The sequence below is a fragment of the Pseudomonas sp. GW460-LB5 genome (assembly GCF_059423245.1).
The window spans coordinates 55,763-67,708 of sequence record NZ_JBWKXT010000004.1 but is presented as its reverse complement, the minus strand read 5'-3'; the positions used below and the strand labels follow the sequence as shown (position 1 = coordinate 67,708).

Sequence of the window (11,946 nt, the reverse complement as noted above, 5' to 3'; positions counted from 1 at the left end):
AACACCGTGGCCGAAGCGAAAGTACTCAGTGGCGCAGGTCTGCGCGGTCAGGTGGCCGGCCAGACCGCACTGTCGACCGTGGGCCAGGCCGGTGCCGGGCTGACCTATCGCGGTTACGACGTACGTGACCTGGCAGCAGGTGCCGAATTCGAAGAAGTCGCTTACCTGCTGCTGTACGGCGAACTACCCTCCCAGGCCGAGCTGGATGACTACAAGCGCAAGCTCAAGGGCCTGCGTGACCTGCCGCAAGCCTTGAAAGAAGTCCTGGAACGTATCCCGCGTGACGCTCACCCGATGGACGTGATGCGCACCGGTTGCTCGGTGTTGGGCACCCTGGAGCCAGAGCTGACCTTTGAAGCCCAGCGTGACAAGACCGACCGCTTGCTGGCGCTGTTCCCGGCAGTGATGTGCTACTGGTACCGCTTTACCCACCATGGCGTACGCATCGACTGCACCAGTGACGAAGACACGCTCGGCGGCCACTTCCTGCATCTGGTGCACGGCAAGAAGCCGAGCGAGCTGCACGTCAAGGTCATGAATGTGTCGCTGATCCTCTACGCCGAGCACGAGTTCAACGCCTCGACCTTCACCGCCCGCGTCTGCGCGTCGACCTTGTCCGACCTGTACTCCTGCGTCACGGCCGCCATCGGTTCGCTGCGCGGCCCGCTGCACGGGGGGGCCAACGAGGCAGCGATGGAGTTGATCGAGCGTTTCCAGAGCCCGCAGGAAGCCACTGCCGAGCTGCTGCGCATGCTGGAGCGCAAGGACAAGATCATGGGCTTTGGCCACGCCATCTACAAAGAGTCCGACCCGCGCAACGAGGTGATCAAGGGCTGGTCGAAGCAGTTGGCTGACGAAGTGGGCGACACCGTGCTGTACCCGGTTTCCGAAGCCATCGACAAGACCATGTGGGAGCAGAAGCGCCTGTTCCCCAACGCTGACTTCTACCATGCGTCGGCGTATCACTTCATGGGCATTCCGACCAAGCTGTTCACCCCGATCTTCGTCTGTTCGCGCCTGACCGGCTGGGCGGCGCACGTCTTCGAGCAGCGCGCCAACAACCGCATCATCCGCCCGAGCGCCGAGTATGTCGGCGTCGAGCAGCGTCAGTTCGTGCCCATCGAGCAGCGCTGACAGACCGAACCTGTGGGGTGGCCTGGTCCGGCCTCATCGCCGGCAAGCCAGCGCCTACAGGTGTTGCACCGCCCTTGAGGCTTGCGCTGCACCTGTAGCAGCTGGCTTGCCGGCGATGAAGCCGGACCAGCCAACACAGGACAGCAATTAGAAAGCTATCCACGACCGTACCGTGACCGAGCCTGATAACGATATGAACACAGCATTTCGCAAGCACCTGCCAGGCACCGACCTGGACTACTTCGATGCCCGTGCGGCGGTCGAGGCGATCAAGCCCGGCGCCTACGACGGCCTGCCTTACACGTCCCGCGTGCTCGCCGAGAACCTGGTGCGCCGCTGCGACCCGGCAACCCTCGACGCCTCGCTGGGCCAGCTGATCGAGCGCCAGCGCGACCTCGACTTCCCATGGTTCCCGGCCCGCGTGGTGTGCCACGACATCCTCGGCCAGACCGCGCTGGTCGACCTCGCCGGCCTGCGCGATGCCATTGCCGAGAAGGGTGGCGACCCAGCTGCCGTCAACCCGGTGGTACCGGTGCAACTGATCGTCGACCACTCGCTGGCAGTGGAGTGCGGTGGCTTCGACCCGCAGGCCTTCGAAAAGAACCGCGCCATTGAAGACCGCCGCAACGAAGACCGCTTTCACTTCATCAACTGGACCAAGAAGGCGTTCAAGAACGTCGACGTGATCCAGCCGGGCAACGGCATCATGCACCAGATCAACCTGGAGAAGATGTCGCCTGTCATCCACAACGACCGCGGTGTGGCCTACCCGGACACCTGCGTCGGCACCGATAGCCACACCCCGCATGTTGATGCCTTGGGCGTGATCGCCATCGGCGTGGGCGGCCTGGAAGCAGAGAACGTGATGCTCGGCCGCGCCTCCTGGATGCGCCTGCCGGAAATCGTCGGCGTCGAGCTGACCGGCAAGCTGGCACCGAACATCACCGCCACCGACCTGGTGCTGGCCCTGACCGAATTCCTGCGCAAACAGAAGGTAGTTGGCGCCTATCTGGAGTTTCACGGTGAAGGTGCCCGGGCCCTGACCCTGGGCGACCGCGCCACCATTTCCAACATGGCGCCGGAATACGGCGCCACCGCAGCGATGTTCGCCATCGACCAGCAGACCATCGACTACCTGCGCCTGACCGGCCGTGAAGAGCAGCAGGTCAAGCTGGTGGAAACCTATGCCAAGGCCACCGGCCTGTGGGCTGACAGCCTGGGCGGCGCCGTCTACGAGCGCACCCTGCGCTTCGACCTGGCGAGCGTGGTGCGCAATATGGCCGGCCCGTCCAACCCGCACGCTCGCGTGGCTACCAGCGACCTGGCAGCCAAAGGCATCGCCGGCAGCTGGGAAGAGGTGCCTGGGCAGATGCCGGACGGCGCGGTAATCATTGCCGCGATCACCAGCTGCACCAACACCAGCAACCCGCGTAACGTGATCGCCGCTGGCCTGATTGCACGCAATGCCAACAGGCTGGGGCTGGCCCGCAAACCGTGGGTCAAGTCGTCGCTGGCGCCAGGTTCCAAGGCTGTGCAGCTGTACCTGGAAGAAGCGGGGCTGGAGAAGGAGCTGGAGCAACTCGGTTTCGGCATCGTCGCCTTCGCCTGCACCACCTGCAACGGGATGTCCGGTGCCCTGGACTCGGCGATCCAGCAAGAAATCATCGACCGAGACCTGTACGCCACCGCCGTGCTGTCGGGCAACCGCAACTTCGACGGGCGTATCCACCCGTATGCCAAGCAGGCCTTCCTGGCCTCGCCGCCGCTGGTGGTGGCCTATGCCATTGCCGGTACCATCCGCTTCGACATCGAAAAGGATGTGCTGGGCGTGGTCGATGGCAAGGAAATCCGCCTCAAGGACATCTGGCCGAGTGATGAAGAGATTGATGCCGTGGTGCGTGCTGCGGTGAAGCCAGAACAGTTCCGCAAGGTGTATATCCCGATGTTCGCCATCGAGGAAGACCGTGGGCCGAAGGTGGCGCCGCTGTATGACTGGCGCCCGATGAGCACCTACATCCGTCGCCCCCCGTACTGGGAAGGCGCATTGGCGGGTGAGCGTACCCTGCGCGGCATGCGCCCGCTGGCGGTACTGCCGGACAACATCACCACCGACCACCTGTCGCCGTCCAACGCCATCATGCTCGACAGCGCCGCCGGTGAGTACCTGGCGAAGATGGGCTTGCCGGAAGAGGACTTCAACTCCTACGCCACTCACCGTGGCGACCACCTGACCGCTCAGCGTGCCACCTTCGCCAACCCCAAGCTGTTCAATGAAATGGTGCGCAAGGAAGACGGTAGCGTGAAGCAGGGCTCGCTGGCGCGTATCGAGCCGGAAGGCAAGGTCACCCGCATGTGGGAGGCAATCGAGACTTACATGCAGCGTAAACAGCCGCTGATCATTGTTGCCGGCGCCGACTACGGCCAGGGTTCGTCCCGTGACTGGGCGGCCAAGGGCGTGCGCCTGGCGGGTGTCGAGGCCATTGTCGCCGAGGGCTTCGAGCGCATACACCGCACCAACCTGGTGGGCATGGGTGTATTGCCGCTGGAGTTCAAGCCAGGCACCGACCGCAAGACTCTGGGCCTGGACGGCAGCGAGACCTATGACGTGATTGGCGCGCGTACGCCACGGGCGACCCTGACGTTGGTGGTTACCCGCGCCACTGGCGAGCGCCTGGAAGTGCCGGTGACCTGCCGCCTGGACACTGCAGAGGAGGTGTCGATCTACGAAGCGGGCGGCGTGCTGCAGCGCTTTGCCCAGGACTTCCTCGAAGCGACCGCCTGAACATGAATCGGGGGCCGCATTGCGGCCCATCGCGACACAAGGCCGCTCCCACAACGGGCGGCGCAGTACCTGTGGGAGCGGCCTTGTGTCGCGAAAGGGCTGCATAGCAGCCCCAGGGTATTTCACCGGACTATCAGGATGCCCAAGACAATGGCACATGTACCCCAGATCAAAATCCCCGCTACCTATATCCGTGGCGGCACCAGCAAGGGCGTGTTCTTCCGCCTGCAAGACCTGCCCGAACAGGCGCAAATCCCCGGCCCCGCGCGCGACGCACTGCTGCTGCGGGTCATTGGCAGCCCTGACCCTTACGGCAAGCAGATCGACGGCATGGGCGGCGCGACGTCGAGCACCAGCAAGACCGTGATCCTGTCGCAAAGCATCAAGCCTGAGCACGATGTCGACTACCTGTTCGGCCAGGTCAGCATCGACAAGGCCTTCGTCGACTGGAGCGGCAACTGCGGCAACCTGTCCGCCGCAGTGGGTTCGTTCGCCATCAGCAGCGGCCTGGTCGACCCGGCGCGCATTCCGCGCAACGGCATCGCCACGGTGCGTATCTGGCAGGCGAATATCGGCAAGACCATCATCGCCCACGTCCCGATCACCGAAGGTGAAGTCCAGGAGACCGGCGATTTCGAGCTCGACGGCGTGACCTTCCCGGCCGCCGAGGTGCAACTGGCGTTTCTTGACCCGGCAGCCGATGAAGACGGCGACGGCGGCGCCATGTTCCCTACCGGCCAGCTGATTGATGACCTGGAAGTGCCGGGTGTCGGCACCTTCAAGGCGACCTTGATCAATGCTGGTATCCCGACCATTTTTATCAACGCTGCCGATCTCGGCTACACCGGTACCGAACTGCAGGACGCCATCAACGGCGACCCTCAGGCGCTGCTGCGGTTCGAGACCATTCGCGCCCATGGCGCCGTGCGCATGGGGCTGATCGACAACGTTGAACAGGCTGCCGGGCGTCAGCACACACCAAAAGTGGCGTTCGTTGCGCCACCGAGCACCTACACTGCGTCCAGTGGCAAGTCGGTGCAGGCAAGTGATATCGACCTGTTGGTGCGGGCCTTGTCGATGGGCAAGCTGCACCATGCCATGATGGGGACGGCGGCGGTGGCGATCGGCACTGCGGCGGCCATTCCGGGCACGCTGGTCAACCTCGCCGCTGGTGGGGGCGAGCGTAGCGCTGTGCGTTTTGGCCACCCTTCGGGCACCCTGCGGGTCGGGGCCGAGGCGCGGCAGGTGGGGGGGGAGTGGACAGTAACCAAGGCAATCATGAGCCGCAGTGCTCGCGTGCTGATGGAGGGCTGGGTTCGCGTGCCTGGCGACAGCTTCTAAAGCACCACTGGCGCTCGGCTTTAGTTCGTTGGGGCTGCACCGCAGCCCCGGCAATTCTGAAGGGAGCTGGATATGAGCGCCAACGTAGACCTCAACGACCGCCCGGACTACGACCGGGTGCTGCAAACCCTGGCCGACTACGCCCTCGGCTACCGGGTCGAGTCCCTCGAGGCCCTGGACACCGCGCGCAATTGCCTGATGGACACCCTTGGCTGCGGCCTGCTGGCCCTGCGCTTCCCTGAATGCACCAAGCTCCTCGGCCCTCAGGTGGAAGGCACGCTGGTCCCCAATGGTGCCCGCGTCCCCGGCACCGCCTACCGTCTGGACCCGGTCAAGGCTGCCTGGGACATCGGCTGCACGGTGCGCTGGCTGGACTACAACGACACCTGGCTGGCCGCTGAATGGGCTCATCCCTCGGATAACCTTGGCGGTATCCTGGCTGTTGCTGATCACCTGTCCCAGAAACATGTAGCCGCAGGTGAGGCACCGCTGCTGATGCGTGATGTGCTTGAGGCCATGGTCATGGCGCATGAGATCCAGGGTGTGCTGGCACTGGAAAATTCATTCAACCGCGTCGGCCTCGATCATGTGATTCTGGTGAAGGTGGCTTCAACCGCCGTGTGTGCCAGGCTGATGGGGGCCAATCGCGAGCAGATGCTCTCGGCCTTGTCCCACGCCTTTGTCGACGGTCAGGCCCTGCGTACCTATCGCCACGCGCCCAATGCAGGTTCGCGCAAGTCCTGGGCCGCTGGTGATGCTTCCAGCCGGGGCGTGCGCCTGGCCGATATCGCCCTGCGCGGGGAGATGGGCGTGCCGAGCGTGCTCACGGCCCCTCAGTGGGGCTTCTACGACGTGTTGTTCAGCCATACCAACAAAGACCTGGCACTCAAACCTGCCGGGCAGCAGGCGCTGCGTGTGTCGCAGGCCTTGGGCAGCTACGTGATGGAAAACGTGCTGTTCAAGGTCAGTTTCCCTGCCGAATTCCACGCCCAGACCGCCTGCGAGGCGGCGGTAACCCTGCATCCACTGGTACGCAACCGCCTGCATGAAATCGACCGTATCGTCATCACCACTCAGGAGTCGGCGATCCGCATCATTTCCAAGAGTGGCCCGCTGGCCAATGCTGCCGATCGTGACCACTGCCTGCAGTACATGGTGGCGATACCGCTGATCTTTGGTCATTTGATGGCCGAGCATTATGAGGATGCCTTCCATGCCAACCACCCGAGCATCGACCGCCTGCGCGAGAAGATGGAGGTGGTCGAAGACCCGCGCTTCAGTCGCGAGTATCTGGAGCCGGACAAGCGCTCGATTGCCAACGCGCTGCAGGTGTTTTTCAAGGATGGCAGCAGTACCGCGCAGGTCGTGGTGGAGTACCCGATCGGGCACCGGCGGCGGCGCGGGGAGGGCATACCGCTGCTGGAGGCCAAGTTCAGGGCAAACCTGGGGACGCGATTTGCCCGTCAGCGGTGTGCGCAGATTGTGAATGTGTGCAAGGACCAGCAGCGGCTGGAGGGGATGGCGGTGCACAGGTTTGTGGATTTGTTTGTGATCTGAGGTTGCCAGTACAGCCTGAAACAAAAAAGCCCCGGCATCGCTGCCGGGGCTTTCTTTACAACCTGTAACTCAGCTTAGGCCTGAACCACCGGGATCTTGGCGTTGGCTGCCGCTTCGCGGAACTCGGCGATCTGGTCGAAGCTCAGGTAGCGGTATACATCGGCAGCCATGCTGTCGATGTCTTTCGCGTACTGCATGTACTCTTCGACGGTCGGCAGCTTGCCGATGATCGAAGCGACAGCAGCCAGCTCGGCCGATGCCAGGTACACGTTGGTAGCATCGCCCAGACGGTTCGGGAAGTTACGGGTCGAAGTGGAGACCACGGTCGAACCGGTCTGCACACGCGCCTGGTTACCCATGCACAGCGAGCAGCCTGGCATTTCCATGCGCGCACCGGCCTTGCCGTAGATGCCGTAGTAGCCTTCTTCGGTCAGCTGGTGAGCATCCATCTTGGTTGGCGGAGCCAGCCACAGGCGGGTCGGGATACCGCCCTTGACCTTCTCCAGCAGCTTGCCGGCAGCGCGGAAGTGGCCGATGTTGGTCATGCACGAACCGATGAACACTTCGTCGATCTTCTCGCCCTGTACCGAAGACAGCAGGCGGGCGTCGTCCGGGTCGTTCGGCGCGCAGAGCACGGGCTCTTTGACGTCGGCCAGGTCAATTTCGATGATTTCGGCGTACTCGGCATCGGCGTCGGCCGACAGCAGCTCAGGGTTGGCCAGCCAGGCTTCCATGGCCTGGGCGCGGCGTTCCAGGGTGCGGGCATCGCCGTAGCCTTCGCCGATCATCCAGCGCAGCAGGGTGATGTTGGACGTCAGGTACTCGGCAATGGCCTTCTCTGGCAGCTTGATGGTGCAACCGGCAGCGGAACGCTCGGCCGAGGCGTCGGACAGCTCGAAGGCTTGCTCGACGGTGAGTTCGTCCAGGCCTTCGATTTCCAGGATGCGGCCGGAGAAGGCGTTTTTCTTGCCTTTCTTCTCGACGGTCAGCAGGCCTTTCTGGATGGCGTAGTAAGGGATGGCATGCACCAGGTCACGCAGGGTGATGCCGGGTTGCAGTTTGCCCTTGAAGCGCACCAGGATCGACTCTGGCATGTCCAGCGGCATGACGCCGGTGGCGGCGGCGAAGGCCACCAGGCCGGAACCGGCCGGGAACGAGATGCCGATCGGGAAGCGGGTGTGCGAGTCGCCGCCGGTACCGACGGTGTCAGGCATCAGCATGCGGTTCAGCCAGCTGTGGATGATACCGTCGCCTGGGCGCAACGACACGCCGCCACGGGTGCGGATGAAGTCTGGCAGGGTGTGGTGGGTGGTGACGTCGATCGGCTTCGGATAGGCCGCGGTGTGGCAGAACGACTGCATGACCAGGTCAGCGGAGAAGCCCAGGCACGCCAGGTCTTTCAGCTCGTCGCGGGTCATCGGGCCAGTGGTGTCCTGGGAACCGACGGTGGTCATCTTCGGCTCGCAGTAAGCACCTGGGCGCACGCCCTGGCCTTCTGGCAGGCCACAGGCACGGCCAACCATTTTTTGCGCCAGAGTGAAGCCCTTGCCGGAATCGGCAGGCTGCTCGGGTTTCTTGAACAGGTCGGAAGCACCCAGGCCCAGCTCGGCGCGGGCTTTTTCGGTCAGGCCACGGCCAACGATCAGCGGGATACGGCCGCCAGCGCGGACTTCGTCCAGCAGCACTTCGGTTTTCAGCTCGAAGTTGGTGACCAGTTCGTCGCTGCCGTGACGGCGTACTTCACCTTTGTAAGGGTAAACATCGATGACGTCGCCCATGCCCAGGTTGGTGCAGTCGAATTCGATCGGCAGGGCGCCGGCGTCTTCCATGGTGTTGTAGAAGATCGGGGCGATCTTGGTGCCGAAGCAGAAGCCACCGGCGCGCTTGTTCGGCACGTACGGAATGTCGTCGCCGAAGAACCACAGTACCGAGTTGGTAGCGGATTTACGCGAGGAGCCGGTACCGACCACGTCACCTACATAGGCAACCGGGAAGCCCTTGGCCTTGACGGCTTCGATCTGTGCCAGCGGGCCGACCGAACCAGGCTGCTGCGGCTCGATGCCGTCGCGGGCCATTTTCAGCATGGCCAGGGCGTGCAGCGGGATGTCAGGGCGCGACCAGGCGTCCGGAGCAGGCGACAGGTCGTCGGTGTTGGTTTCGCCAGGCACCTTGAACACGGTCAGGGTGTACTTCTCGGCGATGGCCGGGCGGGCGGTGAACCACTCGCCGGCAGCCCAGGAGTCCAGCACGGCCTTGGCGTGAGCGTTGCCGGCCTTGGCTTTTTCGGCCACGTCGTGGAAGGCATCGAACATCAGCAGGGTGTGCTTGAGCTGTTCGGCCGCGACGGCGCCCAGTTCGGCGTCATCCAGCAGTGCGACCAGCGTTTCGATGTTGTAGCCGCCCTGCATGGTGCCCAGCAGTTCGGTGGCGTGCTTGCGGTCGATCAGTGGCGACTTGGCTTCGCCCTTGGCAACAGCAGAGAGGAAAGCGGCCTTGACGTAGGCAGCTTCGTCGACCCCTGGCGGTACGCGGTTGGTGATCAGGTCTACGAGGAAGGCTTCTTCGCCGGCCGGCGGGTTTTTCAGCAGCTCGACCAGGCCTGCAGTTTGTTCGGCGTTCAGCGGCTGGGGCACGATACCCAGGGCGGCACGCTCTTCGATGTGTTTGCGGTAGGCTTCAAGCACAGTTATTTCCCTCATCAGTGGTCCCTAAAGGGGGTCCGGGACGCTTATCCAGCATTCAATGCACCCATGCGCTGCGCCGGCTTTGTGGGCCGCCCAGCCAGAGTCGCAAAGAATCCTTACAGAAGCTGCTTTCAAAGTTTTACGCCTGCAGAACGGGGAGCTGATGAGGGCTGGCACGGGCATGCGAGGGGTGCATGGCCCGGGCCAACGCCGTTCTACCGGATTAACTGTGCTCGTGACGCTTTGAAAACAGCTTCCAACGGACATTGTTGCCTTCGAAAAGGCCGGATGATTCTACGGCAAAAAAAGCCCGAAGGTAAGGCGGTGAACATGACTTTAACGAGTGACCCTGGTTAGACAAAGGGCTAACATGGGCCGGTGTTCCACCGCCAAGCTGTTGTTTTTCATGTCCAACAAGTCCATCAAAACCCCTTGCGTCGGCCTGTGCTCCACGGTGTACGGAGACACGGTGTGCCGTGGCTGCAAGCGTTTTCACCACGAAGTGATCAACTGGAACGGCTACGACGACGCGCAGAAGCGTGCGGTGTGGCTGCGCCTTGAGCAGTTGCTGGTACAGGTGATGATGGCCAAGCTGGAAGTGTTCGACAAAAGCCTGTTGCGCCAGCAACTGGAGCAGCGCTCCATCCGCTTTGTCGATCAGCAGTCGGAATATTGCTGGGCTTACCAGCTGATAGCCCGCGGGGCGCGGATGATCCGTGACCTGGAGGCCTACGGCATGGTGTTGCTGCCGGAGTTCCGTGGCTGGGAACTGCCGCAACTGCGCGACGCCATCGATCGCGAGTTCTTCCTGCTTTCAGAAGCGCATTACCAGCGCTACATCGCCCCCAGCTTCCTGCGCGATGCCATGGGCAGCGCGCAGGGCCAGTGAGCAGGGCGAATCAGTCGCCGGTATATTCGCAACCACTGGTGCAGGTTTCGTGGATGCGCACCTTCGACAGCTCTGGCATCAGCGGCTTGACCTGGTCCCAGATCCACTTGGCGATCACTTCGCTGGTCGGGTTTTCCAGGCCAGGGATGTCGTTCAGGTAATTGTGGTCCAGTTGCTCGTAAATGGGCTTGAAGATCGCCTTGACCTCGGCGAAGTCGCGGATCCAGCCCGTGTGCGGGTCGAGCGGGCCGGTCAGGTGCAGGCCGACCTTGAACGAGTGGCCATGCAGGCGGCCGCATTTGTGCCCTTCAGGGACGTGGGGCAGGCGATGGGCCGATTCGAATGTGAATTCCTTGAAAATTTCCACGCTGTCATAACTCTGTGTGAATCAATAATGCGCGCAGTCTACCAGCATGGCCGTTACAAGGCTTGCAGGCGTTCATGCAGCCGCCCGGTGGCGACCAGCTCCAGCAGCTCGTCGCCCAGGCGCTGGCTTTCAGCGATGGCCTTGTACCAATAGCGCTTGCGGCCTGGTGCATCGCCCAGGAAGCGCTTGAAGTCGTTGCGGTCGGGCAGCTTGCCGTAGGGCAAGGCGGCCAGGTATTGCGGCGAAGGGGTCATCAGCAGCACGTTCTGCAGGCGGGTGGCATCGCCCTTGCGCCAAGGCAAGGCTTTGTCGAACCAGCCCGGTACCACCTTGTCGGTGAAGTGCGGGTACAGCACCAGATCGTCGCCACGGTAGGGCAGGTCGAGGTGGTAGTCGAGCAGGCCGCCGTCGCGGTAGGTGCCGGCGCCAGCACCGGGGATGTCTTTCACGCCGTGCATGACCATGGGGATCGAACCCGAGGCCAGCAGGGCGTGGCGCAGGTTGGTCAGGTCCAGCGGCAGGTAGCGTGAGGGGAAGTCGGTCAGTGCGTCGAGCGGCGGCGCGGCGCGCCCGTCATGCAGGATGATGCGCTCGAAGTGGCGCGCCAGCCGCGAACGGCCAAGCAGGTTGCTGGCAACTACCGAGCCCAGGCCCAGGCCCAGCCGGCCGCGATGGTCGTGGGCAAGCTGGCCGTGGCTTTTCACTACCAGGATATTCAGGTGATAGTGCGGGTTGGCCAGCAGTTGGGCGTCACGGCCCTGCAGCAGGTCGTCGAGCATGCGTTGGCAACTGTGGCTGATTTCGGCCGGGGTGGCGCCCTTGGCAAAATCCAGTTCGGTGTACAGCTCGCCCAGCCGACGGATACCGGCGATGGGGTCCTCGAGGCAGGCGCTGGCGAAGCGCCAGGCACCGATCGAAGCGCCTATCAGGGCGCGCTGGCGGGGTGCCGAAGGCAGCCACTCGCCGAACAGTGCCAGGTCCAGCCCCTGGATACCCAGCGGCTTGGGCCCACCGGCTGCACCCGGCAGCACCCCGACATCGGCGGCTTGCAGGCCGCGCTCGCGGATGTGTTGCAGGGCACGCTGGCCGGCCTTGAAGGTGAGGGCAGGGTACTTGATGTGGATGGCGCTCATGACGGATCTCTCGGGCATGTCGGTGCGAAAGGGCCGTCATAGCCTACACAACTGGCTGC

8 protein-coding genes are annotated in these 11,946 nt (G+C 63.4%); 5 read left to right on the top strand and 3 right to left on the bottom strand.

Features of this window, described 5'->3' with window-relative positions; genetic code table 11:
* Nucleotides 1–6 precede the first annotated feature (6 nt).
* The 4 genes from prpC to prpD all read left to right on the top strand — a co-directional run bounded on the left by prpC (nucleotide 7) and on the right by prpD (nucleotide 6,814).
* Nucleotides 7–1,134 carry a bifunctional 2-methylcitrate synthase/citrate synthase gene (prpC, locus tag AC07XM_RS04915; protein WP_102689238.1) on the top strand — a complete coding sequence of 376 codons (1,128 nt, stop codon included), beginning with the start codon at nucleotides 7–9 and terminating at the stop codon, nucleotides 1,132–1,134.
* 193 nt (nucleotides 1,135–1,327) lie between these two features.
* Entirely contained in the window at nucleotides 1,328–3,916 is a 2,589-nt protein-coding gene (acnD, locus tag AC07XM_RS04910) for a Fe/S-dependent 2-methylisocitrate dehydratase AcnD (RefSeq protein WP_102689237.1), read from the top strand.
* 150 nt (nucleotides 3,917–4,066) lie between these two features.
* Entirely contained in the window at nucleotides 4,067–5,257 is a 1,191-nt protein-coding gene (prpF, locus tag AC07XM_RS04905; RefSeq protein ID WP_070086792.1) for a 2-methylaconitate cis-trans isomerase PrpF, read from the top strand.
* 72 nt (nucleotides 5,258–5,329) lie between these two features.
* Nucleotides 5,330–6,814, top strand: a complete 1,485-nt coding sequence (gene prpD, locus AC07XM_RS04900) for a 2-methylcitrate dehydratase (protein ID WP_016485916.1) — start codon at nucleotides 5,330–5,332, stop codon at nucleotides 6,812–6,814.
* Between the two features lie 74 nt (nucleotides 6,815–6,888).
* On the opposite strand, the gene acnB is transcribed toward prpD, so the two are convergent.
* The gene (acnB, locus tag AC07XM_RS04895; RefSeq protein WP_016485917.1) at nucleotides 6,889–9,498 is read right to left on the bottom strand and encodes a bifunctional aconitate hydratase 2/2-methylisocitrate dehydratase; all 2,610 of its coding nucleotides are present in this window, start codon (nucleotides 9,496–9,498) and stop codon (nucleotides 6,889–6,891) included.
* 406 nt (nucleotides 9,499–9,904) lie between these two features.
* Between acnB and AC07XM_RS04890 the strand changes: the two genes are divergently transcribed.
* Nucleotides 9,905–10,387, top strand: coding sequence for a DUF1289 domain-containing protein (locus tag AC07XM_RS04890; protein ID WP_161775554.1), 483 nt, complete (start codon nucleotides 9,905–9,907; stop codon nucleotides 10,385–10,387).
* Between the two features lie 10 nt (nucleotides 10,388–10,397).
* Here the strand turns inward: AC07XM_RS04890 and queD are convergent, their stop codons facing one another.
* Together queD and AC07XM_RS04880 are read right to left on the bottom strand one after the other, a co-directional pair.
* Entirely contained in the window at nucleotides 10,398–10,754 is a 357-nt protein-coding gene (gene queD, locus AC07XM_RS04885) for a 6-carboxytetrahydropterin synthase QueD (protein WP_012271598.1), read from the bottom strand.
* 53 nt (nucleotides 10,755–10,807) lie between these two features.
* Nucleotides 10,808–11,887, bottom strand: a complete 1,080-nt coding sequence (locus AC07XM_RS04880) for a patatin-like phospholipase domain-containing protein (protein ID WP_016485919.1) — start codon at nucleotides 11,885–11,887, stop codon at nucleotides 10,808–10,810.
* Between the last annotated feature and the right edge of the window lie 59 nt (nucleotides 11,888–11,946).